General features: G+C 72.7%; 25 protein-coding genes. 7 read left to right on the forward strand and 18 right to left on the reverse strand.

All coding sequences use genetic code 11. The features are described 5' to 3' along the window. The first annotated feature begins 112 nt into the window (after nucleotides 1-112). Nucleotides 113-544: a nuclear transport factor 2 family protein gene (locus AC3EN4_RS09475; protein ID WP_435205539.1), complete on the forward strand. Its 432-nt coding sequence runs from the start codon at nucleotides 113-115 to the stop codon at nucleotides 542-544. A gap of 7 nt (nucleotides 545-551) precedes the next feature. On the opposite strand, the gene AC3EN4_RS09480 is transcribed toward AC3EN4_RS09475, so the two are convergent. The 3 genes from AC3EN4_RS09480 to AC3EN4_RS09490 all read right to left on the reverse strand — a co-directional run bounded on the left by AC3EN4_RS09480 (nucleotide 552) and on the right by AC3EN4_RS09490 (nucleotide 4208). Beyond that, nucleotides 552-1022 carry a molybdenum cofactor biosysynthesis protein gene (locus AC3EN4_RS09480; protein WP_435205540.1) on the reverse strand — a complete coding sequence of 157 codons (471 nt, stop codon included), beginning with the start codon at nucleotides 1020-1022 and terminating at the stop codon, nucleotides 552-554. 116 nt (nucleotides 1023-1138) lie between these two features. Next, complete coding sequence (locus AC3EN4_RS09485) at nucleotides 1139-3223, reverse strand: PQQ-dependent sugar dehydrogenase (protein WP_435205542.1); 2085 nt, start codon at nucleotides 3221-3223, stop codon at nucleotides 1139-1141. Nucleotides 3224-3260: 37 nt separating this feature from the next. Continuing rightward, complete coding sequence (locus tag AC3EN4_RS09490) at nucleotides 3261-4208, reverse strand: LamG-like jellyroll fold domain-containing protein (protein WP_435205543.1); 948 nt, start codon at nucleotides 4206-4208, stop codon at nucleotides 3261-3263. Nucleotides 4209-4328: 120 nt separating this feature from the next. On the opposite strand from AC3EN4_RS09490, the gene AC3EN4_RS09495 reads away from it, so the two are divergent. Further along, nucleotides 4329-5363, forward strand: coding sequence for a LacI family DNA-binding transcriptional regulator (locus tag AC3EN4_RS09495; protein ID WP_435205544.1), 1035 nt, complete (start codon nucleotides 4329-4331; stop codon nucleotides 5361-5363). An 11-nt stretch (nucleotides 5364-5374) separates the two neighbouring features. Here AC3EN4_RS09495 and urtE read toward each other — a convergent pair whose 3' ends face one another. The 6 genes from urtE to AC3EN4_RS09525 form a co-directional block, all read right to left on the reverse strand. Beyond that, nucleotides 5375-6070, reverse strand: a complete 696-nt coding sequence (gene urtE / locus AC3EN4_RS09500; RefSeq protein WP_422735126.1) for an urea ABC transporter ATP-binding subunit UrtE — start codon at nucleotides 6068-6070, stop codon at nucleotides 5375-5377. After that, complete coding sequence (urtD, locus tag AC3EN4_RS09505) at nucleotides 6067-6843, reverse strand: urea ABC transporter ATP-binding protein UrtD (protein WP_435205545.1); 777 nt, start codon at nucleotides 6841-6843, stop codon at nucleotides 6067-6069. The genes urtE and urtD overlap by 4 nt, the downstream gene beginning before the upstream one ends. Then, nucleotides 6840-8027: an urea ABC transporter permease subunit UrtC gene (gene urtC / locus AC3EN4_RS09510; RefSeq protein ID WP_435205546.1), complete on the reverse strand. Its 1188-nt coding sequence runs from the start codon at nucleotides 8025-8027 to the stop codon at nucleotides 6840-6842. The genes urtD and urtC overlap by 4 nt, the downstream gene beginning before the upstream one ends. After that, the gene (gene urtB, locus AC3EN4_RS09515) at nucleotides 8024-9010 is read right to left on the reverse strand and encodes an urea ABC transporter permease subunit UrtB (protein ID WP_435205547.1); all 987 of its coding nucleotides are present in this window, start codon (nucleotides 9008-9010) and stop codon (nucleotides 8024-8026) included. The genes urtC and urtB overlap by 4 nt, the downstream gene beginning before the upstream one ends. Further along, nucleotides 8989-10233, reverse strand: coding sequence for an urea ABC transporter substrate-binding protein (gene urtA, locus AC3EN4_RS09520; protein ID WP_435205548.1), 1245 nt, complete (start codon nucleotides 10231-10233; stop codon nucleotides 8989-8991). The genes urtB and urtA overlap by 22 nt, the downstream gene beginning before the upstream one ends. Nucleotides 10234-10640: 407 nt before the next feature. Continuing rightward, nucleotides 10641-11723: a substrate-binding domain-containing protein gene (locus AC3EN4_RS09525; RefSeq protein WP_435205549.1), complete on the reverse strand. Its 1083-nt coding sequence runs from the start codon at nucleotides 11721-11723 to the stop codon at nucleotides 10641-10643. A gap of 96 nt (nucleotides 11724-11819) precedes the next feature. On the opposite strand from AC3EN4_RS09525, the gene AC3EN4_RS09530 reads away from it, so the two are divergent. Then, nucleotides 11820-12284, forward strand: coding sequence for a MarR family winged helix-turn-helix transcriptional regulator (locus AC3EN4_RS09530; RefSeq protein ID WP_435205550.1), 465 nt, complete (start codon nucleotides 11820-11822; stop codon nucleotides 12282-12284). Nucleotides 12285-12297: 13 nt separating this feature from the next. Here AC3EN4_RS09530 and AC3EN4_RS09535 read toward each other — a convergent pair whose 3' ends face one another. From AC3EN4_RS09535 to AC3EN4_RS09565, 7 genes are all read right to left on the reverse strand, one after another. Further along, nucleotides 12298-12672, reverse strand: a complete 375-nt coding sequence (locus tag AC3EN4_RS09535) for a cupin domain-containing protein (RefSeq protein ID WP_435205551.1) — start codon at nucleotides 12670-12672, stop codon at nucleotides 12298-12300. Nucleotides 12673-12775: 103 nt separating this feature from the next. Then, the gene (locus tag AC3EN4_RS09540) at nucleotides 12776-13516 is read right to left on the reverse strand and encodes an urease accessory protein UreD (protein WP_435205552.1); all 741 of its coding nucleotides are present in this window, start codon (nucleotides 13514-13516) and stop codon (nucleotides 12776-12778) included. After that, a complete protein-coding gene (ureG, locus tag AC3EN4_RS09545) occupies nucleotides 13516-14286 on the reverse strand; it encodes an urease accessory protein UreG (RefSeq protein ID WP_435205553.1) in 771 nt (256 codons plus the stop codon). Before ureG ends, AC3EN4_RS09540 begins: the two co-directional genes overlap by 1 nt. Then, entirely contained in the window at nucleotides 14276-15061 is a 786-nt protein-coding gene (locus tag AC3EN4_RS09550; RefSeq protein WP_435205554.1) for an urease accessory protein UreF, read from the reverse strand. The genes ureG and AC3EN4_RS09550 overlap by 11 nt, the downstream gene beginning before the upstream one ends. Next, complete coding sequence (locus AC3EN4_RS09555) at nucleotides 15061-16764, reverse strand: urease subunit alpha (protein WP_422735137.1); 1704 nt, start codon at nucleotides 16762-16764, stop codon at nucleotides 15061-15063. The genes AC3EN4_RS09550 and AC3EN4_RS09555 overlap by 1 nt, the downstream gene beginning before the upstream one ends. Next, nucleotides 16761-17171 carry an urease subunit beta gene (locus AC3EN4_RS09560; protein ID WP_435205555.1) on the reverse strand — a complete coding sequence of 137 codons (411 nt, stop codon included), beginning with the start codon at nucleotides 17169-17171 and terminating at the stop codon, nucleotides 16761-16763. The genes AC3EN4_RS09555 and AC3EN4_RS09560 overlap by 4 nt, the downstream gene beginning before the upstream one ends. Then, the gene (locus AC3EN4_RS09565) at nucleotides 17168-17470 is read right to left on the reverse strand and encodes an urease subunit gamma (protein ID WP_222957358.1); all 303 of its coding nucleotides are present in this window, start codon (nucleotides 17468-17470) and stop codon (nucleotides 17168-17170) included. Before AC3EN4_RS09565 ends, AC3EN4_RS09560 begins: the two co-directional genes overlap by 4 nt. Nucleotides 17471-17884: 414 nt before the next feature. Here AC3EN4_RS09565 and AC3EN4_RS09570 point away from each other — a divergent pair, with 414 nt between their 5' ends. Continuing rightward, entirely contained in the window at nucleotides 17885-18697 is an 813-nt protein-coding gene (locus tag AC3EN4_RS09570; RefSeq protein ID WP_435205556.1) for a hypothetical protein, read from the forward strand. Between the two features lie 111 nt (nucleotides 18698-18808). Here AC3EN4_RS09570 and AC3EN4_RS09575 read toward each other — a convergent pair whose 3' ends face one another. Both AC3EN4_RS09575 and AC3EN4_RS09580 read right to left on the reverse strand, forming a co-directional pair. Then, nucleotides 18809-20134 carry a basic helix-loop-helix domain-containing protein gene (locus tag AC3EN4_RS09575; protein WP_435205557.1) on the reverse strand — a complete coding sequence of 442 codons (1326 nt, stop codon included), beginning with the start codon at nucleotides 20132-20134 and terminating at the stop codon, nucleotides 18809-18811. 257 nt (nucleotides 20135-20391) lie between these two features. Continuing rightward, nucleotides 20392-21579, reverse strand: a complete 1188-nt coding sequence (locus tag AC3EN4_RS09580) for an LLM class flavin-dependent oxidoreductase (protein WP_435205558.1) — start codon at nucleotides 21577-21579, stop codon at nucleotides 20392-20394. Nucleotides 21580-21734: 155 nt separating this feature from the next. Here AC3EN4_RS09580 and AC3EN4_RS09585 point away from each other — a divergent pair, with 155 nt between their 5' ends. Genes AC3EN4_RS09585 through AC3EN4_RS09595 form a run of 3 tightly spaced genes read left to right on the forward strand, consistent with a single transcriptional unit; the run spans nucleotide 21735 to nucleotide 24246 of the window. Then, nucleotides 21735-22712 carry an aliphatic sulfonate ABC transporter substrate-binding protein gene (locus AC3EN4_RS09585; protein WP_435205559.1) on the forward strand — a complete coding sequence of 326 codons (978 nt, stop codon included), beginning with the start codon at nucleotides 21735-21737 and terminating at the stop codon, nucleotides 22710-22712. After that, the gene (locus AC3EN4_RS09590; protein ID WP_488179820.1) at nucleotides 22709-23542 is read left to right on the forward strand and encodes an ABC transporter permease; all 834 of its coding nucleotides are present in this window, start codon (nucleotides 22709-22711) and stop codon (nucleotides 23540-23542) included. The genes AC3EN4_RS09585 and AC3EN4_RS09590 overlap by 4 nt, the downstream gene beginning before the upstream one ends. Beyond that, entirely contained in the window at nucleotides 23515-24246 is a 732-nt protein-coding gene (locus AC3EN4_RS09595; protein WP_435205560.1) for an ABC transporter ATP-binding protein, read from the forward strand. The genes AC3EN4_RS09590 and AC3EN4_RS09595 overlap by 28 nt, the downstream gene beginning before the upstream one ends. The last annotated feature ends 31 nt before the right edge of the window (nucleotides 24247-24277 follow it).

The raw sequence follows: 24277 nt of genomic DNA on the forward strand, positions 1-24277 counted from the left end.
GCGGCATAGAGCCATTATTCGGTACGAATGAGGCTCCCGTCGGCGATTCCCGGGACGAGCGGGCGTGCCGCCACGCCGATGCGCCCCCGTCCGAACCGCGGGGACTGCCACAATGCGGTCAGTCCGGACGGGTGACGCCGGCGCGGAAGACCAGGAGGACGGCACCATGCCGGACAGCGCACGCGAGGCGGAGCTGCTCGACGCCGAACGCACCCTGCAGGCCGCCCAGCGGGCCGGCGACGTCGCGGCCCTGGACCAGTTGCTGGTCGACCAACTGATCGCGATCGGCCCCGACGGCCGCCGGTACACCAAGGCGGAGGACCTCGCCGCGCACCGGGACCGGACCTCGGTCGTCGAGGACCTGGTCGAGGAGGAGTTGGACCTGCTCGTCCTCGGGTCGACCGGCGTGACGTTCTGCCTGGCCCGGGTGGCCGGGACCTTCGACGGCACCCCCTTCGCCGCGCGCCTGCGCTACACCCGCACCTGGGTACACGACGACCCGCACGGTTGGCGCGTCCTCGCCGCGCACATCAGCCCGGCCTGAACGGCGGTCAGCTCACGGTGGCGTCGACCGGGCCGACGCGCAGCACGCCGTCGTGCAGGGGCGTGCAGCGGACGCCGCCCGTGGTCCGCAGCGCCTTCCACGCGCCCGGGCCGACCGTGACGTCCATCCAGGCGCACGGGCGGGCGGCCCGGTTCACCCGCAGGCCGACCGGACCGTCGCCGGAGTCGAGGACCAGCACCCGGCCGATCAGCTCGTCCACGGCCAGGCCGGTGGTGAGGATGTTGCGGCGGACCTGCGCCAGGCCGATGCCCGCCGGCAGCGACTCCTGGGCGATCACCGTGATGCTGGCGTCGCGGTGCGCCGGCTTGCCGAAGTAGCGGTCGCCGACGATGCCGAGGCCGGCCCGGATCTCGACGGTGTCCACCAGCTCTCCGGGTGGCGCGGGCGCCGGGCCGTCACTGGGTCGGCCCAGGAAGCGGTGCACGGGCGAGGCCAGCAACTCGACGATCTGCGCCATGGCACGGATTCTACGAACCGGACCGCGCCCGGCGGGCCGGCTCGGCCGGCGCAGTGGTGAGGGCCGGCTCGGCCGGCGTAGCCGTGGGGGACGGCGACCACCGCCCCCCACGAGCCTCAGGCCGGCGTACCCGTGACGGTGAGATGGCGCAGTCGGCCCACGTTGTCGAACGAGCCGAAGCCCACCCGACCCGAGCCGAAGGTGCTGTCCTTCGCGGTCAGCAGCGGGTCCCGGTGTCCGTCGACGTAGACGGCGATCTCACCGGTCGCCGGCAGGTGCACGACGCGTACCCGGTGCCAGGCGGCGTCGGTGATCGCCGGGTCGGCGCCCCGGGAGCGGCCGTTCCACTGGTGGTCGATGCGCTCGCGGTCGGCGTTGTTCACCTTGAAGATGCCGTTGTGCGGATAGATCGTGTTGTCGGTGGAGAGGTGGGCGTAGTAGAACTCGGTGTCCGAGCGCCAGCCGAACACGATGATCACGTCCCGGTTGCTGACGTCGACCGGGGTGTCGAGGCGTACCCGGGCGTCGACCTGCACCGACGACCAGGCCGGGCCGGCGGTCAGCACGGCGTACTCGAAGGGCCGACGCGGGCCCGGCCGGCTCTCGCCGGCCTCGGCGAGGATGACCTCGTCGCGGGTGAACTGCCACTTCGTGGGCGTCACCGGCGCCCAGTTCGCCGCGCCGGCGGTGTGCCGCAAGGTGGTGCGGCCGACGTCGCCGCCGGCGAACTCCCGGGTGCCGGTCACCTTCCAGATCGTGCCGTTGGCCTTGGCGACCAGGTACAGCTCGCCGGCCGCGTCGGTGCCGAAGCGCAGGTCGACCCGGTTGGGGTCGCCGGGTGCACCCGGCCCGGAGAGGTCCCGCATCCGCACCGGGGAGCCGGCGGCGTCGAAGAGCGCGAGCTGGTGGATCGGGGCGAGACCGTGACCCCGGCGCATCTCGCTGGCCTCGGTGTAGAGCACCCGGCCGTCGACCAGGTCACCGAAGACGTACTTGCCGCGCAGCGCCGGGACCGCGCGTCCGCGGTAGACGAAACCGCCGGCCACCGCGACGCCGACGTCCGCGGTGCAGTTCCAGTCCGCGGCCGGATCATGGTCGTACGCGGCGACCGGGTAGGTGTAGCCGAAGCGCTCGTCGTCGGCCGGCAGGGGGAACAGCCGGTCGCACGGGTTGGTGGCCGCCTTGTCGAACACGAACGAGCCCTCGCGCTCGCTCCAGCCGAAGTTGTCGCCCGCGCGGACCTCGTAGATCGCCTCGACGGCGTGTTCACCGATGTGCCCGAGGTACATCCGGCCGGTCGCCCGGTCCCAACTGAACCGGTGCGGGTCGCGGAAGCCCACGGCGTAGATCTCGCCGAGCGCCCCGTCCCGGTCGACGAACGGGTTGTCGACGGGGATGCCGTACCGGCCGTTGGCGGAGGTGGTGCCCCGGGGGTCGATGCGCAGCAGCTTGCCGTGCGGCAGGCCCAGGTTCTGCGGGTCGGTGTTGCGCACGCCCAGGCCACCGTCGCCGACGGCGAGGTAGAGCAGGCCGTAGTCACGGTCGTGGCGCTTCGCCGTGGGATTGAAGTTGATCTCCTGGATGCCGTGCACCTGTCCACCGAAGCCGATGCGCAGCACCTCACGTCGGGTGCCGGCGAAGGTGTCGGCGGCCGGGTCGGCGGCCGTCCACTCGGTGATGACGCCGTGGTAGATCGTGCCGGCCTGGGCGTAGTCGGGTGGGGTGGTCGCCGCCGACGCCAACTCGGTGTGGATGGTGTAGAACCGGCCGTTGACGCCGAACTCGGGGTGGAAGGCGACGTAGCCGAAGCCCTGGCCCAGCCCTCGTCCGGAGAAGAACTGCGGCGCGAACGTCGCGGCCATGTCCAGGTAGACGTGCGGCACGCCGTTTTCGACCAGGTAGAGGTTGCCGTTCAGGTCGGGCACCGCGCGCCGGCCGGAGCCGTCGGGCAGCTCCATGATGGTGTTGATCCGGGCGGTCCGCATGAGCCGCTGGTCGGTCGGCGCGGGGGTCGGGTACGACTGCGGGAAGGTCGCGTACCGGTCGAGGACCAGCCCGAGGCGGGACTGGCTCGGCATCGCGGGGATCGGGTCGTAGACCGCGCCGTCGGCCCGGGCGGGCAGGGCGAACAGGGTGGACAGCACCAGGACGAGGGCGGTGAGGCCGGCCCGCAGAGTGGGTCGGTGGTGGACGGTGCGCACGCGTGTCTCCTTCTCGGTGGGACGGTGCCGAGGGTGGTCAGCGGGCCAGGTGCCGGTACTGCCGGCGCACGTCGGACGCGGGGACGACGCTGTCGAGGAACAGCAGGCCGTCCATCCGGCAGTCGCAGGGGTTACGTTCTAGCGTGTTCTGCGGGAAGCTCCCGCCGATCTTGATGCCCCGGGGATCGGAGGCGGTGGTCAGGTGCGGGCCGGGCCCCGCCACCAGCCACGGGTCGTCGGCGCGGGTGTAGAAGCCCTCGACGGGTTCGCCGTCGCGGTAGAGGGCCAACGCGCCGGTGCCGAAGTCGAAGGTCGCGGCGAGGTGCACCCACTGCCCCGCCGGCAGCAGCTCGCGCCAGTCCTGCCGGGCCGCGAACGTCTGCGAGTTGCCCCCGTCGAGGCGGCGGCCGAGCGCGACGAGGCGCAGTTCGCCGTCGACGTCGATCAGCTCCAGCAGGGCCCGGACGCCGTGCCCGTCGGAGTCGCCGGTGAGCAGGCCGGCGAGGCCGATCGCGTTGTACCGGTCGGTCGGATCGGCGGTGGTGGAGTTGAGCGCCGGGAGGTCCATGTCCAGCTTGAACCAGCCCATGATGGTGGTGCCACCGGTGGCGCTGAACGCGCGCAGCGTCCGTACCCCGCTGGCCGACCAGGTGCCGGCCTTCCAGTCGTCGTTGCCGGCGACGGTCGGGGCGACCTGCCGGGTCTGCACGGCGTTGCCGCTGCCCCGGTACGCGTGGTCGGGCACCCGCATCGCCGCACCGCCGTTGACCAGCTCGATCTCGGTGCCGGAGCGGCCCTGGTCACGTTCGAGCGCCGGGTCACCCGGCACCGGATGGTCGAAGTCGTACGCGGCGACCAGGTGCGCCCGCAGCGCCGGGTGCACGTCGTGCGCGATGTTCCGGTCCGCCTGGGCCGGCGGTACGCCGAGGCCGGTCAGCACGCCGACCACCAGGAGCGAGACGGCGACGATTCGGGCTCTGGACATCGTTCACCTCGTTTCGCGGCACGCGCCGGTGACGGCTACGTAAGCGCTTACGTACCCTAGGCTTCGACGATCGTCACTGGCAATAGATCGGGTCCCATGGATGCCCCGAGGGAGGTGCGCATGCCCAGAGCCGGCCAGCGGCCGCGCCTCGTGGAGGTGGCCGAACGCGCGGGCGTCTCACTGGCCACCGCCTCCCGGGCCCTGGCCGGCCGCGACGGGGTCAGCACCGAGGTGGCCGACCGGATCCGGCTGATCGCCCAGGAGCTGGGCTACGTCGCCAACCCGTACGCCCGCACGCTGGCCGGGGGCGCCCGGTCCACCGTCGGACTCGTCGTCCACCAGGTCGACGACCCGTACTTCGCCGAGATCGCCGCCGGGGTGATCCAGCTCGCCGCCGAAGAGGGCCTGCTGGTGCAGATCTGCCAGTCCGGCCGGGACCCGGCCTACGAGCTGCGGCAACTGCGTCATCTGATCGCCCAGCGGGTCGGCGTCATCCTGATCAGCGGCTCGGGGTTCGACGACCCGGGGGTGGAGGCCGAGGCCCGCGCCGAACTGGCCGCCTTCCAGGAGCACGGTGGCCGGGTCGCCGCCATCGGGCGGCACGCGCTCGGCGTCGACGCCGTCCTGCCGGACAACGAGGCCGGTGGCCACGCGCTCGCCGCGCACCTGCTGGACCTCGGTCACCGGCACATCGCGGTCGCCGCCGGCAGCGCCGGCCTCACCACGGTCGCCGACCGGCTCGCCGGCGTGCGGTCCGCGCTGCGCGAGCGCGGACTGTCCCCCGCCGACCTGGCGGTCGTGCACGGTGACTTCACCCGGGACGGCGGGCGGGCCGCCACCGAACGGATCCTCAACGAACACCCGCGGACCACGGCGATCGTCGCGCTGAACGACGCCATGGCGATGGGCGTGCTGTCCACGCTGCGCTCGCGCCGGGTGCCGGTGCCGGCGCGGATCTCCGTGGTCGGCTTCGACGACGTCTCCGTCGCCGCCGACCTCGCGCCCAGCCTCACCACCATCCGGCTGCCGCTGACCGAGATGGGCCGCACCGCGCTCGTCCTGGCCCTCAGGCCCCGCGCGGCGCGACCCCGCCGCCGCGCCACCGGCCACCTGCTGGTGGTGCGCGACTCGACCGGTCCCGCGCCGACGACCTGACCGGTCGCCGCTCAGACCGCCAGGGCCGCCCGGACCTCCCGCTCCGCCGTGACTCCCCCGTCGCCGTGCGACGTGACCCGGCCGGATTCCAGGACGTGATAGCGGTTCGCCACCCGCAGCGCGAACCCGAGGTGCTGTTCGACGAGCAGCACGCTGAAGCCGGACTGCCGGGTCAGCTCGACGATCCGCTCCTGGATCTCGGCCACCACCGACGGCTGGATGCCCTCGGTCGGCTCGTCGAGCATGAGCAGCCGCGGCCGCGTGATCAACGCGCGGGCGAGGGCGAGTTGCTGCCGCTGGCCGCCGGAGAGCAGCCCGGCCCGCCGCCGCAGCAGCGGGCGCAGCGCCGGGAACAGGTCCAGCACCTCCGCGGTGGCCACCGCGCCGTCGCGCCGGCCGTCGGCGACCAGGCGCAGGTTCTCCGCCGCCGTCAGGTGCGGGAAGCACTGCTGGCCCTGCGGCACGTACGCCATCCCGCGCGCCACCCGCTCGTGCGGCGCGAGCCGGGTGACATCCTCGCCGTCCAACTCGACAGTGCCGGCGCTCGGGCGCAGCAGGCCCGCCGCGACCCGCAGCAGGGTGCTCTTGCCGGCGCCGTTGTGCCCGAGCACCGCGGCCACCCCGTCGGGCGGTACGGCGAGGTCCACCCCGTGCAGCACCCGGGACCGCCCGTAACCGGCGTGCACCCCACGCAGGGTCAGCATCATGCCTCCAGAGAACTGGGCACCGACCCGGCGTCGACCGGGTGGCCAAGGTAGACCTCCTGCACGCGCGGGTCCGCCTGGACCTGCGCCACCGTGCCCTCGCTGAGCACCTTCCCCGCGTGCAGCACGGTGACGCTGCGCGCGAAGCGGCGCAGGAAGTCCATGTCGTGCTCGATCACCACGACCGTGCGGTCGCGGCTCACCGTCTCCAACAGGGCGCCCGTGGCGTCGCGCTCCTCGTGGCTCATCCCGGCGACCGGCTCGTCGAGCAGCAGCAGCCGCGCGTCCTGCACCAGCAGCATGCCGATCTCCAACCACTGCTTCTGCCCGTGCGCGAGCGTGCCGGCGAGCTGGTCGGACCGGTCGGTCAACCCGATGGTCTCCAGCGCGGCGCCCACCTCGTCGGGGATGCCCCGCCGACGCCGGGCCAGGGTGGCCCAGCTCCGCCGGGCGCCCGCCGCGATGTCGAGGTTCTGCACCACCGACAGCTCCTCGAAGATCGTCGACGTCTGGAACGTCCGGCCGACACCGAGGCGGCTGATCCGGTGCACCGGTCGACCCAGCAGCTCCTGGTCGCCGAAGCAGACCGAGCCGGTGGCCCGCACCAGGCCGGTGATCGCGTCCACCAGGGTGGTCTTGCCCGCGCCGTTCGGCCCGATCAGGAACCGGATGTCCCCGGCGGGCACCTCCAGCGAGACGCCGTCGACCGCGGTGAACCCGTCGAAGCTGACCCGCACGTCCCGGACGGACAACCCGTCCAGTCGGTCCTCGCTCATGGGGCCGCCACCTCCGCCCGCTCGGCGCGTCGCCGGGCCAGCGCCGACCACCAGCGCCGGCTCGACGCGGGGTCCGCGTCGCGGCGGCGGGCCAGCGCCCAGAGCGACGCCAGGCCACCGGGAAGGAACGCCACCACCACCACGAAGAGCAACCCCTGGAGGTACGTCCAGGTGCCCGGGAACCGTTCGGAGAGGGCGGTACGCGCCCAGGCCACCGCGACCGCGCCGAGCACCGGCCCGAGCAGCGTGGCCCGACCGCCGACCGCGACCCCGATGACGAACTCGATCGACGGGACGATGCCGATGAGGGCGGGCGAGATGATGCCCACCGCCGGCACGAACAGCGCACCGGCCAGGCCCGCCATCCCGGCCGCCACCACGTACGCGACGAGCTTGACCGACGCCGGGTCGTAGCCGAGGAAGCGGACCCGCTCCTCGCTGTCGCGCACCGCCACCAGCAGCTCGCCGTAGCGGCTGTGGATGAGCTGGCGGGCCAGGGCGAGCAGCGCCAGCAGCACACCGGCGATGATGAAGTAGACCATCCGCTGGTTGACCGGGTCGTCGAGGTCGTACCCGAAGAAGCCCTGGATGTCGGTGAGACCGTTGGTGCCGCCCGTGGTTCCCTGCTGGCCGACCAGCAGGATCACCATGGCGGCGGCGAGGGCCTGGCTGAGGATGGCGAAGTACGCGCCCCGCACGCGGCGGCGGAACACCAGCGAGCCGAGCCCGAAGGCGACGGCCATCGGGAGCAGCACGGTGGCCGGCAGCGCGAACCACGGACTGGCGAACGGCCGCCACCACAGGGGTAGTTCGTCGAGCTGCCCGTACAGCTGCATGAAGTCGGGCATCCCACCGGGACCCGCGTCGGCGAGCTTGAGATGCATGGCCATCGCGTAGCCGCCGAGGCCGAAGAAGACGCCCTGACCGAGGGTGAGCATGCCGCCGCGCCCCCAGGCGATGCCGATGCCGACCGCCACCATGGCGACGCAGAGGTACTTGGCGAGCAGGGCCAGCCGGAAGTCCGACAACGCCAGCGGCGCGACGGCGAACAGCAGCGCCGCGCCGAACGCGAAGCCGGCCGCCGCGCGCAGCCGCGAACGGCCACCGGGCCGCTTCGGTGGCGGGGCGTCGGCCGGGGCCGGTGGTACGGCGGTGCTCGGCGGCGCGGGTGTCACGGCGGTCATGCGAGGCTCCTGGTCCGCAGGGTGAACAGGCCCTGTGGCCGCCACTGGAGGAACGCGACGATCGCCACGAACACGATCACCTTGGCGACGCTGAGGGTGGTGAGGTACTCCCCGGTGGCCTGGAGCACGCCGAGGGCGAAGGCGACGATCACGCTGCCCTTGAGCTGGCCGATCCCGCCGACCACGACGACCAGGAAGGCGTCGATGATCAGGTTGGTGCCCATGGTCGGGCCGATCGGGCCGAGCAGGGTGAGCGCCACCCCGGCGAGCCCGGCCAGGCCGGAGCCGATGAAGAACGTCGTCCGGTCGACCCGGGCGGTGGGGATGCCGGACACCGCGGCGAGGTCGCGGTTCTGCACCACCGCGCGGATCCGCCGTCCCAGCGGGGTGAGCCGCAGCGCCAGGGTCAGCGCGGCGACGGCGGCCAGGGCCAGGGCCAGGATGAACAGCCGGTTGTTGGCGACGGTCAGCCCGCCGGGCAACGCCACGTTGCCGGTGAGCAGGTCCGGCGCGCGGGTCTGCACGTTCGGGCTGCCGAACACGTCGCGGGCGAGCTGCTGCAACATCAGGGACACGCCCCAGGTGACCAGCAGGGTGTCCAGCGGGCGGGCGTAGAGCCGGCGGATCAGCAGGATCTCCAGCAGCACACCCATCGTGCCGGCGACCACGAACGCCACCGGCAACGCCACCAGCAGGGACACACCGGCCCCGGTGATGCTCTGTTGCAGCACGTACGTGGTGTAGGCGCCGGCCATGATGAACTCGCCGTGGGCCATGTTGATGACGTTCATCTGGCCGAAGGTCAGCGCCAGCCCGAGCGCGATGAGCAGCAGCACCGCGCCGATGCTGATGCCGGTGAAGAGTTGACCGAAGAGGACTGTCACGGTGGGTACTCCGTACTGCTGGTCGGGGGGCCCGGGCGGGGCGGGCGTCGTCGCGCCGCCCGCCCGGGCCGGCGTCGTCAGCTCAGGCCGCTCGCCCACGGGTAGGTCTTCAGGTACGGGTCCGGCGCGACCGGCTTGCCGGAGTTCCACACCTCGGTGATCAGACCGTCCGCGCCGATCTTCCCGATGCGGGCGGTCTTGGCGATGTGCTGGGTCTTGCCGTCGACGGTGACCAGGCCCTCCGGCGCGTCCAAGGTGATCCCGTCGGAGGCGGACCGGACCTTCTCGACGTCGAACGCGCCGGCCTTCTCGACCATCGCCTTCCACAGGTAGACGCTGACGTAGGCGGCCTCCATCGGGTCGCTCGTCGGCTTGTCCGCGCCGTACTTCGCCTTGTACGCGGCCACGAACTTGCTGTTCGCCGCGCCGGGCGTGGTCTGGTAGTAGTTCCAGGCGGTGAGCTGACCCTCCAGGTACTGGGTGCCGATGCCCTTGACCTCCTCCTCGGCGATGGACACCGACACCACCGGCATGGCGGCGGCGGTCAGCCCGGCCGACTTGTACTCCTTGAAGAAGGCCACGTTGCTGTCACCGTTGAGGGTGTTGAAGACGGCTTTCGCGCCGGAGGACTTGACCTTGTTGACGATCGTGCCGAATTCGGTGGAGCCGAGCGGCGCGTAATCCTCGCCGACCACGGTCATCCCGTTCGCCGCCGCGTACGCCTTGATGATTTTGTTGGCCGTCCGGGGGAACACGTAGTCACTGCCGACCAGGTAGACCGACTTCGTTCCCTGGGCCTTGAGGTAGTCGAGCCCCGGGACGATCTGCTGGTTGGTCGTCGCGCCCGTGTAGAAGATGTAGGGCGACTGCTCCAGACCCTCGTACTGCACCGGATAGAACAGCAGCGCCTTGTTCTTCTCGAACACCGGCTTGACCGCCTTGCGGCTGGCCGACGTCCAGCAGCCGAAGACGGCGGCGACCCGGTCCTCGGAGATGAGCTTCTCGGCCTTCTCGGCGAAGGTGGGCCAGTCCGAGGCGCCGTCCTCCCCGACCGGTTGGATCTTCTTACCGAGGACGCCGCCGGCCGCGTTGATCTCCTCGACGGCGAGCATGATCGAGTCGCGGACGGTGACCTCGCTGATCGCCATGGTGCCGGAGAGCGAGTTGAGCAGGCCCACCTTGACGGTGTCGCCGGAGACGTCGGCGGTGACGCCGGCGGCGCCGCCCTCGTCACTGGTCTTGCTGCCGCACGCGGTCATGGCGGCCGCGGCGACCAGGGTCATGGCACCCGCCAGGATGCGGCGGCCCCAAAGAAGTGACATCTAATCTCCCTGCGGTGCACTCAAGTTGCGAAAGGACGGTCGGTGCGGTCCGGTGGAGCTGACGTTGGCGATGTCGGGTGTCGACGGGTGGACGCCGGCTCCCGTCATCGCATCGGGTACGGGCACGCAAAGCGTCGACCGGCATGATTGCGTGAGTGTTTCCCAGTCCTTAATTGACTGTTTCCCCGGCACGTGGAGAGCGAGCACAGCACAATGGCCGACATCGTCTTCGCACGACGATGCCGGCAATCATTAATTAGCTGAAGAATAGGCCACCACAATGGTCGGCGGACAGATTTCCGCCGACGGTGGACACAATCGTGGCATCCGGCCCCGAGCCAGATACTTCACGCAGGAAGTATCTTAGGACCGGGCCGGGTGGACCTGTCAAGGGCCCGGACGGGCGGTCAGAGCTGGGCGAGCACGGTGAAGTCGAGACCGTCCGCCTCGGCGAGGTAAATCCGCTGGCGGACGTGCCGCCGACGCAGCCGCAGCCGACCGCGCGGCCCGTGGTACGCCACCGTGTCGGCGGCCGTCTCGATCGCCCGTACGTCGAGGGTGCGGGCCTGCGCGATCAGGGCGGCGAGCAGCATCACACCCTCGTAGCAGGACTCCCCCAGACTGCCCAGCGGCGGCGCCTCCACCCCGAACCGGCGGGCGAACTCGCCGTGGAAGTCGAGGTTCTCCTGGGTCACCAGGCCGGCGAAGAAGCCCGCGGTGCTGTAGAGCCGCCGCGTCGCGCCCGCACCGCTGGCCAGCAGCATGTTCTCGTCCATCAGGGTGCTCAACCGCAGGCAACGCTGGTCCATCCCGGCGCGGGCGAACGCCCGGTTGAAGCGCACCGCGTCCGCGCCGACGAGCAGCATCACCACCGCGTCGGCCTCGCTGCGCTCGATCTGGCGCAGCACGTCGTCGAAGTCGTGCGTCTCCAACGGCAGGAACGCCTGCCCCACCACCCGGCCGCCGCCGCGCACCGCGTACCGCTGGGTCGCCCGCGCGGTGCGCCGGGGCCACACGTAGTCGTTGCCGACCACGAACCAGCGCCGGACGCCCAGCTCACCCGCGAGCAGCCGGATCGCCGGCCACAGCTGGGCGTCCGGCGTCTCGCTGGTCAGGTAGACCCCCTCGGTACGCTCACCGCCCTCGTACAGGGCGGTGTAGACGTACGGCACGCGACGGGCGACCCGGGGCGCGAGCGCCTGCCGCACCGAGGAGATGTGCCAGCCGGTCACGCCCTGCACCGCGCCCACCGACACCAGCGCCTCGACCTCGGCGGCCACCTCGGCCGGCGGGGCGCCCCCGTCGACCGGCACCAGCCGCACCTCGCGGCCCAACACCCCGCCCTCGGCGTTGATCTCCTCGACCGCGAGCTGAGCGCAGAGTTCGCAGGTCGGGCCGAACATTCCCGCCGGCCCGCGCATCGGATACACCAGCGCGATGCTGACCACGGCCCGATCGACGGTGAGCCACGGCGGTGCCGGCGCGGACATGAGCACATGATTGCCCGGCCCACGACGCAAAACCAGACCTCACCACGGACCGGGACGACTCGCTACCATGACAGGGCCACCGGCCCAGGGAGTTCCATGTCAGACGTGCCCGGGGCGCCAGCCGACCTGCTGCGCTCGCTCACCCGCGCCGAACGGCTGCTCTCGCGCCGGATGGCCGCCGTACTGGCCGACGACGAGCTGACCACCGAGGCGTGGCGGGTGCTCTGCCTGCTCGCCGACGGCCAGGGTCACCCGATGAGCGAGGTGTCGGCCGAGGCGTCGCTGCCGCCGGGCACCCTCACCAAGCTGGTCGACCAACTCGTCGACCGTAACCTGGTGTTCCGCCGGATCGACGTGCTGGACCGTCGACGGATCCGAGCCCACCTGACGACCCGGGGCCGCCGCGAGCACGCCCGCATCGACGAGCGGGTCCGGGCCAGCCTCGCCGAGGCGGGCGTACCGGCCGACACCGCCCTGCTCGACCACCTCGCCGAACTGATCGCCCGCCTCGACCCGGCCGCCCGCCGGGACCACGCCGAGGCGGCCGGCCCGCGCCGCTGACGCCGCCCCGGATTCACTCCACCTTGGTGAGCAGCGGCTTGCCCTTCTCGACGACGTACGTGGCCAGCTCGACGGCCACCCCGTCGCCCACGTTGCGGGCCTGGTGGTGGACCCCGGACGGCACGGTCAGGGCGTCACCGACGTTGCACACCACCGGCGGCTGACCGTCGAGGGTGTACTCCAGCGACCCCTGGAGCACGCAGATGATCTCCTCGCCGGGGTGGAAGTGCTTGAACGGTGGTGAGTCCGGCGTGAACTCGACCCGGCTCTGGACGACCTCCCGGCCCTCGATGCTGAGGTCGTGCCGCTGCAGGTCGACCCGCCACAGCCCGGGGGCACCCTCGACGGCTGTCGGGCTGATGCCCTCGGGTCGGTCCTTGCCACTCATCACGGCCTCCTGGGGAGCCATCCGGCGACCGGCGATCGCACGTTTTCCGAGGATAGGAGCGTCCCGACCGCCGGGGCGGCGATTCCGCACAACGGGCCACGGTTCAGGCAGTGACCTCGGCGAGTGCCCCGTCGCCGAGGTGGGCGCGCAGCGTGTGCGCGTCGGGCGCGGTGGCGCTCCACAGCGTCGCCGGACCACCGGCCAGGGGCAGCCGCGCGAGCGTGCCTTCGACCATCGCCGGCTCGGCGGGGCGCGACGGGTCCACCACCAGCAGAGACCCGGTGGCCGGCGCGCCGCCGAGCACCGCCGGGCCGGCCCAGCCGGGCGCGCCCGGCCCCACGGCCAGCGACTGGCGCAGCAGCGGCCGGCCGTCGTAGTCGACCCGGGTGTGCACGACGGCGGCTCCGGGCGTCTCGCCGTACCGGCCGCAGATCACCTCGTCCCGCCAGGTCAGCCGCGCCCTTGCGGCCAGCTCGACCCGGGACTCGGCGAGGTGCGCGCAGCCGGCCGCCGCGACCAGTTGCTCGGGCAGCCAGTGCAGGACGCCACCGTCGTGCACCACGGCGCGTACGGCCATCCGCGACACCGCGCCGGGCCGCCCGGGCAGGGCGACCGAGGCGGCGACGCTGTGCACCCGCACCGCCGCACCCGGCCCCACGTCGACCTCCAGGCGCAGGTCGTCACCGGCGAGCGGGCCGGCCGCCCCGCCCACCACGTACACGGTCGCCATCCGGCCGTTCCCGGGCGTCTGGCGCAGCAGCAGCGGCGTCTCGCCGCGCAACTCGGCGAGGACCGTGCCGCCCCGGCCGTCGGCCCGGGCCACCACCCGGGCGACCGCGCGCATCAGGCCGAGCCAGCCGGTGCGGCGATCGGGTGCAGCGCGGCGTGGTGGGCCAGCTCGTGGCGGATCCAGTCGGCGACCCGGCCCGCCGTCGGGTCCCCGACGATCGACAGGAACACGGTCGGCAGGTCGCCGCGCCGGGCCCGCGCGTCCCGGTCCATCACGGCCAGGTCCGCGCCCACCATGGGCGCCAGATCGGTCTTGTTGATCACGAGCAGGTCGGCGGAGGTGACCCCGGGGCCGCCCTTGCGGGGTACCTTGTCCCCACCGGCCACGTCGACCACGAAGATCTGCCGGTCCACCAGGCCCCGGCTGAACGTGGCGGTCAGGTTGTCACCGCCGCTCTCGACCAGCACCAGGTCCAACGGGCCGACCGTCTCGGCCAGCTCGTCCACGGCGTCGAGGTTGGCCCCGATGTCGTCGCGGATGGCGGTGTGCGGGCAGCAGCCGGTCTCCACGGCACGGATCCGGGTGGGGTCCAGCACGCCGGCCCGCTTGAGGAAGTCGGCGTCCTCGGTGGTGTAGATGTCGTTGGTGACCACGCCGAGTCGCAGCTCCCCGGCGAACGCCCGGCACAGCGCCGCCACCAGGGCGGTCTTGCCGGACCCGACCGGCCCGCCGATGCCGACGCGCAGCGCCCGGCCGGCCCGCGCCAGTGGCGGATGCGGGTCCACGCCCGGCTCGGGGTGGGTGTGCGGAACGGTTTCGTCGTGCGGCGCGGGGGTCGGGTCGGCAGTGGGCACAGCGGTCGGCGAAACGGTGTCAGGACGCAAAGAGACGCACCTCCCAGGTGGCATGAGCTTCGGCGTAGATGTCGGCAAGGGGCGCGGCGGCCGCGGGCAGCCGCTCGGGTGGATCGTCGGCGGCCCGGGCCGCGTCGGCGGCGGTGCCGTCGCACAGCTCGGCGAGGCCGACCAGCAGGGCCTGCACCTGGTACGGGTCGAGGCCGAGCAGGCGTACGCCGGCACTGGCCACGCCGGTCACCGTCCCGTAGGCGGCGACCGTGGCGGTCTCGGCGCGGCTCAGGCCGGCGGCGGCGCAGAGCAGCCCGAGCACCAACGGCTGGTGTGTTCCCTGCGGTGTCGCGGGCAGGTCGTCGAACGGACCATCCGGCCAGATGGCCCGGCCGGCGCGCAGCAGGGCCCGGCCCTGTCGGCGGGACACCCCCCGCAGCGCCGGCGACGCGGTCCGCGCGTCCAGTTCCGCGTCGAGCCGCGCCAGCGCGCACCGGCGCGCCGCGGAGTCGGTCGGCACCTCCCCGCGTACCCCCGGATCTGTCGGCGTGGTCGCCCGCCGCGCCGGATGGCCGAGGCCGACCGGGCGCCCGACGGGCGCGGCGGCCGGCGTCACCGTCCGGTGCGCCGCCGCCGCGAACGCCGCGCCCACCAGACCGGCGGTGGCCAGCCGGCCGACGAGGAACGCCTCCAACGAGGCCAGGTCGGTGACCCGGCCGGCGGCGACGGCGGCCTCCAGGCCGCCGGAGTGCGCGTGCGCGCCGGCCGGGAAGCGACCGTCGGCGAGCAGCAGGAGCAGGCTCGACGTCGGCATCAGAACAGGAAGTACCGCTGGGCCATCGGCAGGCGGGGCACCGGGTCCGGTTCCACCACCTCCCCGTCGATCCGCACCGTGAAGGTGTCCGGGTCCACCTCGATCCGGGGCATCGCGTTGTTCTCCGGCAGGTCGGCCTTGCCCCGCGAGCGCACGTCGGCGACCGGCACCACCCGTCGCCGCACGTCCAGGCGCAGCCCGGCGTCGAGGGCGGCCGGCGCGACGAACGCCAGGCTGGTGGCCGCCGCCGCGACGCCGTACGCCCCGAACATCGGCCGCGGCAGCATCGGCTGCGGTGTCGGGATGGAGGCGTTGGCGTCCCCCATCTGGGCGTACGCGATCATCCCGCCCTTGAGCACCAGGTGCGGTCGTACGCCGAAGAACGCCGGGTCCCACAGCACCAGATCGGCGAGCTTGCCCGGCTCGACCGAGCCGATCTCGCCGTCCAGCCCGTTCGCCATCGCCGCGCAGATGGTGTACTTCGCCACGTACCGGCGGGCCCGGCGGTTGTCGGCCGCGCCGTCCCCGGGCAGCGCGCCCACCCGCTCCTTCATCACGTGCGCGCTCTGCCAGGTGCGCAGGATGACCTCACCCACCCGGCCCATGGCCTGCGCGTCGGAGCCGATGATGGAGATCGCGCCGAGGTCGTGCAGCAGGTCCTCGGCGGCCATGGTGGACGGTCTGATGCGGCTCTCGGCGAAGGCCAGGTCCTCCGGCACGGACGGGTTGAGATGGTGGCAGACCATCAGCATGTCCAGGTGCTCGGCGAGGGTGTTCGCGGTGTACGGCCGGGTCGGGTTCGTCGACGACGGCAGCACGTTCGGCTCGCTGGCCACCGTGATGATGTCCGGCGCGTGCCCGCCGCCCGCACCCTCGGTGTGGTACGAGTGGATGGCTCGGCCGCCGATCGCCCGCAGCGTGTCGGCCACGAAACCGGCCTCGTTCAGGGTGTCGGTGTGGATCGACACCTGCACGCCGGAGGCGTCCGCCACCCGCAGGCAGGCGTCGATGGCCGCCGGGGTGGTGCCCCAGTCCTCGTGCAGCTTGAACCCGCCCGCGCCGGCCCGTAGCTGCTCCCACAGCGCCTCTTCCGAGACGGTGTTGCCCTTGCCGAGCAGCAGGACGTTGACCGGCAGCGTGTCCAGCGCCTCGTGCATGCGGGCCAGGTGCCAGGCGTTCGGGGTGACGGTGGTGGCCCGGGTGCCCTCGGCGGGTCCGGTGCCGCCGCCGACGAGCGTGGTGACGCCGCTGGCCAGCGCCTCGGTGACGATCTCCGGGCAGATGAAGTGCACGTGGGTGTCGACGGCGCCGGCGGTGAGGATCCGACCGTTGCCGGCGATCACCTCGGTCGCCGGTCCGATGACCAGGTCGGGGTGGACACCGGGCATGGTGTCCGGGTTGCCGGCCCGGCCGAGGGCGACGATCCGCCCGTCACGCAGACCCACGTCGGCCTTGACCACACCCCAGTGATCGAGCACCACCGCGCCGGTGATGACGGTGTCGAGGGCCCCCTCGGCACGGGTGGCCCGGGACTGGCCCATCGACTCGCGGATGACCTTCCCACCGCCGAAGACCGCCTCGTCGCCGCCCACGCAGTGGTCGGTCTCCACCTCGATCAGCAGGCTGGTGTCGGCCAGCCGGATGCGGTCGCCGGTGGTGGGCCCGTACAGGTCGATGTAGCGGTCCCGCCGCACGGCGCTCACCGCGCCGGCCCGTCGGTCGTCGGCGCCTCGGTCGTCGGCGCCTCGGTCGTCGGCCCGTCGGTCGTCGGCGCGTCGGTCGTCGGCGCGGTCGGGGGCGCGGCGTCCAGCGGCCCGGCGCACTCGCCCCGCAGGCCCGGCACGACGCGCGCGCCGCCGAGCGGCACCAGGTCGACGCTGCGGCTCACGCCCGGTTCGAACCGGACCGAGGTACCCGCCGGGACGGCGAGACGCTGCCCCCAGGCGACGTCCCGGTCGAAGGCCAGGGCCGGATTCGCCTCGGCGAAGTGGTAGTGCGAGCCGACCTGCACCGGACGGTCGGCGGTGTTGACCACGACCAGCGTGGTCACCGGCCGACCCACGTTGATCTCCACCGGGCTCTCCGCCGGCAGGATCTCCCCGGGGATCACGGGATCGGGTGGTGCACCGTCACGAGCTTGGTGCCATCCGGGAACGTCGCCTCCACCTGCACCTCCCTCAGCAGCTCGGGGATGCCGTCCTGGACGTCGTCGCGGCCGAGCACGGTCCGGCCGGCCGACATGAGGTCGACCACCGACCGCCCGTCCCGGGCCCCTTCGAGCAGGAAGGCGGTGATGATCGCGACGGCTTCGGGATAGTTGAGTCGCAGGCCGCGCTCGCGGCGGCGGCGGGCGACATCGGCCGCGACGTGGACGAGCAGGCGGTCCTGCTCGTGCGGGCTGAGGAACACGGGATTCTCCGGTGGGGATCGGCGTGGCCGGCTCGCCGTCGGCTCCGCGCGGAACCACCCCGGGCAGCACCGCCCGGAGGTACGAGCTGGGATCACACGACCGCCGCGACGACCGTCGACGGGGTGGCCCGGGACTCCACCATCCCGGCCCGCACGACGGGCACCCGGCGGTGTCGGTCGGATGCGGACCGCACCGCCCACCGCTTGACCAGACCGTAGAGGATCGTTCCCGGCGGGGGCAACAGGGTGCCCGGGATGAGAGATCATGCCGGGCCGGCGTCGGGTCGGATAGCCGACTCGCCCGCGGGCCGGCGCACGGTTCGCGGCGGCGCGCGCACGAGCGCGTCGATGGGATCATGCGGTTGGATCCGTCCGTCCCGCGCCGTCGCGCGATATCCATAATGGAGGTACGTGGTGGGTGATTCCCCGGCGACCGGTGGCGACGACGACCGCCGACTGCGGACCCTCTTCGTGATCGGTGTGGCGGCCAACGTCATCGGCGTGGTGACCGCGGTGGAGAGCTGGCTGAAACGGGACGTCCTGTTGTTCGCCCTCACCCTGACGGCGGTCCTGGTGCTCGGCGCGTTCTGGCTGTGGTACCGACGGACCCGCGTGGCGATCGCCCTGCTGGCGCTGGGCTGCCTGCTGCTCGGCGGCGTCGTGGCGACCCAACTCCGCCACCCGTCGACGCCGGCACCCACCGCCGGCGCACCGTCGACGTCGCCGTCCACCGCCGGGGCGCCGACGGGCACGCCATCGGCCGCCGGGCCTCCGCCGACCACCGGTCCCGCCGCGCCGCCCGCGAGTCAGGCCGCCCCTGGTTCGAACCCGGACGCGCCCCGCACCCTCGTCGACCAGACCGTGGTGCTGCCCCGCGAGGCCGCCGTCGACGTCGACCGGCCGGGCCAGCAGGTCGTCCCGAAGCACTCCGACGGGGCCACGGACGGGCTGGACCTCTACCACGACTGGGGGCAGGTCCGGTCGGACAACGTCCAGGTCGCCAACGCCCCCAACGTCTACCCGTACTCCGGCGGCAACCCCGCTCAGGCGTACGCGGACTGCGTCGCGTCGGCCACCGGCACGGCACGGGACTCGTTCACGCCCGGCGCGAACTGGTGCTTCCGCACCTCCGAGGGCCGCCTAGGGTTCGCCACCATCACCAACGACTCCCGTACCGACAAGGCGTTCGTGGTCCACGTCGTGGTCTGGGACGCCACGGGCGCGTAGCCGGCGGTGACCCTCGGTCACCACGGTGGGGGCGGGTGCGATCGTAAGCGGTATACCGCAGAGTCATATTCATACCGCTGAGGTATGCCACTCACCAGCACATCGGCTCGGTTAACGCCGATGGGTGAAGGCACGCCCGGCGACGGCGAACAGCGACAGGCTGATCGTCGCGACGAACACACGCATCGTCGGGTCGAAGGTCAGCGCCGAACCGAGGTCACGGGAGACGTGCGTGCCGATGAAGGTCGGCACCGCGCTCCACACCGTGACGGCGAGCAACAGCAGGGCGGCGCTGGCGAGGACGGCGGCGAGCAGGCACTGGCGCACGTAACGCCCGGACTGCTTGCCGCGTGCCCACAGCCGGGCGATCGCCGATGTCGGCGGTCGACGCCAGCTGCCGTGCCGCACCCAGCGGTCCTCGTTCTCGTCGAGAGTGTGACGGTTGACGATCGCCTGTATCAGCAGGTACGTACGCAGCAGCAGGTGGAGCTTCGACGGAGCGTGGAACGCGAGCCCGCGTTGTAATTCCCGCGTCTCCGCCCGGATTCTGCCGGTCCACGCGCGCAACTGCCGATCGGTGACGTCGACACCGGTCCGGTTCACGCGAGGCCACGCGAACTCGAACCTGGTCGCGGCGCGGTCGAGGGCCTGCACGGCGCGGCGTCGGGACGATGGCGCGGCATCCGCCTCGACGCACTCGCCGAACTCCAGGAGCGCGGCGACCAGCGCCAGGTGCGGACGCGTCCAGAGGTCCCGTCTGATGCGCCACTCGGACGCGAGCGGCCACAAAGCGACGACGACCAGGCCGGCACCCGCGAACGCGAGCCCCACCAGGACGTCGTGCCAACGGGTCAGGTGAATCGCGGGAGTGGCCGACACCGCGACGCTCACCACGGCGACGGCGGCACCCCCGCTCGCCGTCACTCGGGTCGGAATGGCGAGGCGGACCACGACAAGCGCCGCCACGACACCGAGGAGGACGCTCGTGGCGGTGGCCGCCAGCCGGTGGGTTGGTGACCCGCCGACGATGCCGAACGCCGCGACGGCGGCCACACCCACGCCGACCAGGAGCGGTGGGAGCTGCGGCGTGCGTAACGGTTGCAGCGCGCGGTCCAGCCAGTCCAGCGTGCGTATGGCGTCCCGTAGGGTGGGCACTACCGATACCGGATCATCCTCGACGTGGCCCCAGAACGTGTCGTAGCCCGCGGGAAGACCCCTCTGCCGAAGCTCTTCGCGCTCGTTCTTGCGGTTGGCCAGCGCGGTCGCGTTGATCTGTTCACCGTGAATGATCCACCAGGGCAGCGGGTCAGCGCCATCGGCGTCCTCGCCCTCGTCCACCGGGCCGCTGTCGGGGCGCGGGCTGTCGGGCTCTTCGTCGACGAACGGCAGGGCGTCGATGAACACGTCGTCGTCAACGAACAACACGTCGTCGTCCAACAACGGGTCGTTGTTCAGCCGGACGTCGTCGCCCAGCAGGACCACGTCCAGCGGGACGTCGTCGTCGAACACGTCCCTCGGTGGCGCGCCGAACCGGGAGCGTGGAGGCGGCAGCGGCCGGCCGCCAGGTCGGGGCGGGTCGGCTGCCCGTTCGTCGTCCACGAGATCACCACCAGGTCGCGGATGTGCCTCCGTGGTAGCACGCCAGGACAAGTCGCAGGGCACCCGCCCGGGCATCCGTTACAACGGGCGGTCGCTCACCGGGCCGCGACCGGCTGCGGTGCCGGGCGAAGGGTCGACGTCCCGGCGAACGGGACGTCGACCTGGTCCGCCGCCGCGAGCTGCGCGTCGGGGTGTCGCCACAGGCCGCGCTCGCGCAGGATCGGCAGGACGCCCTCGCCGAACCAGTACGCCTCCTCCAGGTGCGGATAGCCGGAGAGGATGAACTCGTCGATGCCGAGTGCGTGGTATTCGGCGATCCGGTCGGCGATCTCGCGGTGGCTGCCCACCAGGGCGGTGCCGGCCCCACCGCGTACCAGGCCGACGCCGGCCCACAGGTTGGGTGCGACCTCCAGGCTGTCGCGGGAGCCGCCGTGCAGGTCGAGCATCCGCCGCTGCCCCTCCGACTCGCTGCGGCGCAGACCCTCCTGCACCGCCCGGATGTCGGCCTCGGCGATGCCGTCGAGCAGCCGACGGGCCTGCGCCCACGCCTCGTCGGCGGTGTCCCGGGCGATGACGTGTAGCCGGATGCCGAAGCGCAGCTCCCGACCGGCGTCGGCGGCGAGGGCCCGGACCCGGTTGAGCTTGTCGGCGACCTGGGCCGGCGGCTCGCCCCAGGTGAGGTAGACGTCGCTGTGCCGTACGGCCACCGGCAGGGCGGCGACCGACGAGCCACCGAAGTAGACCGGCGGCGTGGGGTCGGGGAGCCGGTGCAGTCGCGCCTGCTCGACGCGTACGTGCGTGCCGGTGTGGTCGACGGTCTCGCCCCGCCACAGCGCACGTGCGACGTGCAGGAACTCGTCGCACCGCGCGTACCGGGCGTCCTTGTCCAGGAAGTCGCCGTACGCCCGCTGCTCGCTCGACTCGCCGCCGGTGACCACGTTGAGCAGCAGCCGACCCCGGGACAGCCGCTGGAAGGTGGAGGCCATCTGGGCGGCCAGGGTGGGTGAGGTCAGGCCGGGGCGGAACGCCACCAGGAACTTGAGGCGTTCGGTGACCTCGCTGAGCATCGCGGTGGTGAGCCAGGCGTCCTCGCACCACGCGCCGGTCGGGGTGAGCGCACCGACGAAGCCGAGCTGCTCGGCGGTGCGGGCGATCTGCCCCAGGTAGGCCACGCTCGGCGGGCGGGCGCCCCCGGCCGCGCCGGTGGGTACGCCGTGTCCACCGCCGACGACGTCCCGGCTGTCGCCGTTGGTGGGCAGGAACCAGTGGAAGGTGAGGGTCATCGCGGCTCTTTCCGTGTGTGCGCGAGGCGCTCCTGAGGGGTGGGACGAACCCACCGACAGCCTACCCATAAAACCTATCGGGTTAGTAGGCTACCGCCCACGCCATCCCACGCCGGTCGACGCGGCCCGGCCCACCCGCTCAGCAAGGAGCCGTCATGCGTACCCCCTCACCCGCTCATCCCCCGCGTCGCCGCCTGCTCACCGCGGCGTTCACCGCCCTCGTGTTGCTCGCCGCGGGCGGCGTGAGCGCCTGCGGCGGGCCCGCCGACGCCGGCGACGACCGGGGCAAGCTGCGGATCGGCTACCAGCGCTTCGGCGGGCTCAGCCTGGTCAAGGCACGCGGCGCGGCCCCGGACGTCGAGTGGTCGCTGTTCGAGAGCGGGCCGGCGCTCACCGAGGCGCTCAAGGCCGGGTCGATCGACATCGGACAGGTGGGCGAGGCCCCGCCGGTCTTCGCCGCCGCCGGCAAGATCCCGTTCTCCATCATCGGCACCTCCGAGCCGATCCCGCAGGGCGAGGCCGTACTCGTCAAGGCGGACAGCGGCTACCGCAGCTTCGCCGACCTCAAGGGCAGGACGGTCGCCCTCAACAAGGGCTCCAACGTGCACTGGCTGCTGGTCCGACTGCTGGAGGCCAACAAGATGACGCTGCGCGACATCAACGTCAAGTACCTCAAGCCGGCAGAGGGACGCCCCGCCTTCGACAGCGGCCAGGTCGACGCCTGGGTGATCTGGGACCCGTACTTCGCCCTGGCCGAGCAGCCGGGCGTACGGGTGCTCGCCGACGCGACCGGCCTGGCCAGCAACCGTGAGTACGTGCTGGCCGCGCCGGACGCGGTCACCAGACGCACGGACGACGTCCGGGCGTTCCTCGCGACGTACCGCGAGGTGACCGACTGGGGTATCGCCAACCCGCAGGAGCGGGCCCGCACCCTGGCACCGGAGCTGAAGATCCCGGAGGACGTCACCAGCCGCGCCCTGGACCGCAGCGCCAAGCCACTCGCCCCGGTCAGCCCGGCCATCGGCGACGAACTCCAGGCAATCACCGACAGCTTCATCGCGCTGGACCTGATCCCGGGCCCGGTCGACATCAGGAGCCGGGTGGACGACCGTTTCAGCGCGGTGTTCCAGTGAGTCGTACCCCGCTGCTCGAAACGCCGCCGCGGGTCGCGGCGGAACCGACGCCCGCAGCCCGCCGCCCACGGCGGACGCTGCGGTGGCGAAGGATGGTCAGCCCGGTCGCGTTGGTGCTGGGCTGGGAACTGGCGGCCCGGACCGGCCTGCTGGCGCCGGAGAAGCTGCCCGCGCCCAGCGACGTCCTCGCGACCGGCTGGCGGCTGTCCCGCGACGGCACGCTCGCCGTGCACCTGGTGGACTCGCTCACCCGGGCCGGCGCGGGGCTGCTCATCGGTGGCGTGCTGGCGCTGGTCCTGGGCGCGGTGGCCGGGTTGTTGCGCCTCGGCGACGACCTGGTCGACCCGCCGGTGCAGATGGCCCGCATGCTGCCGCACCTGGGCCTGGTGCCGCTGCTGATCATCTGGGTCGGCATCGGCGAGTCACTGAAGATCAGCCTGGTGGCGCTGGGCGCGTTCTTCCCGGTCTACTTCAACACCTACGCCGGCATCCGGGACATCGACGAACGGCTGGTGGAGGCCGCCCGGGCCTGCGGGCTCGGGCCGGCCGCCCGGCTACGTCACGTGGTGCTGCCCGGAGCGCTGCCGTCGCTGTTTCTCGGCCTGCGCCTCGCGATCGGCGCGGCCTGGCTCAGCCTCGTCGTCGGCGAGCAGGTCAATGCCCAGACCGGCATCGGCTTCCTGATGATGGAGGCGCGGGAGTTCAGCCAGACCGACGTGGTGGTCCTCGGCCTGCTCGTCTACGCGCTGCTCGGGCTGATATCCGACCTTGCCCTACGCGTGGCGGAGAGGAGGATGTTGACATGGCGACGCGGACTGCGAGCCACCTGATCGGCGCGACCCCGGTGCTGACCGCCCACGCGATCCGCCGGTCCTTCGGGCCGACGGTCGTGCTGGCCGGCGTCGACCTGAGCATCGCCCGGGGCGAGGTCGTGGCCCTGCTCGGCGGCAGCGGTTCGGGCAAGAGCACCCTCCTGCGCATCCTCGCCGGCCTGGACGGCGAGGCGACCGGCGAGACCGTCGTGCACGGCACCGCCGCCGTGGTCTTCCAGGAGCACCGGCTCCTGCCCTGGAAGCGGGTGGCCGCCAACGTCGGGCTCGGCCTGTCCGGCCCGGACACCGCTGGCCGCATCGAGCGGGCGTTGACCGAGGTCGGGTTGGCCGAGCGGCACCGGGCCTGGCCGGCCGAGCTGTCCGGCGGGCAGGCGCAGCGGGTGGCGGTCGCCCGGGCGCTGGTGCGCGAACCGGACCTGCTGCTGCTCGACGAGCCGTTCGGCGCGCTGGACGCGCTCACCCGGCTACGCATGCAGGTGCTGCTGCGCCGGCTGCGCGCCGAGCACGGCTTCGCCGCCCTGCTCGTCACCCACGACGTGGAGGAGGCACTGCTGCTCGCCGACCGGATCCTGCTGCTCGACGAGGGCCGCATCGCCGCGGACCTCCCCGTCGACCTGGGCCCCACCCGTACGCCGGACGACCCGGGTTTCGGCGCGCTGCGCCGGCACCTGCTCGACCGCCTCGGTGTTCCCACCACCTGAGGAAGCGTCCCCACCACCTGATGCCACCTGA

Source organism: Micromonospora sp. bgisy143 (assembly GCF_057708145.1).

What these genes read in the sequence shown, in the direction of transcription:
- AC3EN4_RS09475 (WP_435205539.1), top strand. Translation starts at nt 113, where the DNA reads ATGCGGTCAGTCCGGACGGGTGACGCCGGCGCGGAAGACCAGGAGGAC.
- AC3EN4_RS09480 (WP_435205540.1), bottom strand. Translation starts at nt 1,022, where the DNA reads ATGGCGCAGATCGTCGAGTTGCTGGCCTCGCCCGTGCACCGCTTCCTG.
- AC3EN4_RS09490 (WP_435205543.1), bottom strand. Translation starts at nt 4,208, where the DNA reads ATGTCCAGAGCCCGAATCGTCGCCGTCTCGCTCCTGGTGGTCGGCGTG.
- AC3EN4_RS09495 (WP_435205544.1), top strand. Translation starts at nt 4,329, where the DNA reads ATGCCCAGAGCCGGCCAGCGGCCGCGCCTCGTGGAGGTGGCCGAACGC.
- urtE (WP_422735126.1), bottom strand. Translation starts at nt 6,070, where the DNA reads ATGATGCTGACCCTGCGTGGGGTGCACGCCGGTTACGGGCGGTCCCGG.
- urtD (WP_435205545.1), bottom strand. Translation starts at nt 6,843, where the DNA reads ATGAGCGAGGACCGACTGGACGGGTTGTCCGTCCGGGACGTGCGGGTC.
- urtC (WP_435205546.1), bottom strand. Translation starts at nt 8,027, where the DNA reads ATGACCGCCGTGACACCCGCGCCGCCGAGCACCGCCGTACCACCGGCC.
- urtA (WP_435205548.1), bottom strand. Translation starts at nt 10,233, where the DNA reads ATGTCACTTCTTTGGGGCCGCCGCATCCTGGCGGGTGCCATGACCCTG.
- AC3EN4_RS09525 (WP_435205549.1), bottom strand. Translation starts at nt 11,723, where the DNA reads ATGTCCGCGCCGGCACCGCCGTGGCTCACCGTCGATCGGGCCGTGGTC.
- AC3EN4_RS09530 (WP_435205550.1), top strand. Translation starts at nt 11,820, where the DNA reads ATGTCAGACGTGCCCGGGGCGCCAGCCGACCTGCTGCGCTCGCTCACC.
- AC3EN4_RS09535 (WP_435205551.1), bottom strand. Translation starts at nt 12,672, where the DNA reads ATGAGTGGCAAGGACCGACCCGAGGGCATCAGCCCGACAGCCGTCGAG.
- AC3EN4_RS09540 (WP_435205552.1), bottom strand. Translation starts at nt 13,516, where the DNA reads ATGCGCGCGGTCGCCCGGGTGGTGGCCCGGGCCGACGGCCGGGGCGGC.
- AC3EN4_RS09550 (WP_435205554.1), bottom strand. Translation starts at nt 15,061, where the DNA reads ATGCCGACGTCGAGCCTGCTCCTGCTGCTCGCCGACGGTCGCTTCCCG.
- AC3EN4_RS09580 (WP_435205558.1), bottom strand. Translation starts at nt 21,579, where the DNA reads ATGACCCTCACCTTCCACTGGTTCCTGCCCACCAACGGCGACAGCCGG.
- AC3EN4_RS09585 (WP_435205559.1), top strand. Translation starts at nt 21,735, where the DNA reads ATGCGTACCCCCTCACCCGCTCATCCCCCGCGTCGCCGCCTGCTCACC.
- AC3EN4_RS09595 (WP_435205560.1), top strand. Translation starts at nt 23,515, where the DNA reads ATGGCGACGCGGACTGCGAGCCACCTGATCGGCGCGACCCCGGTGCTG.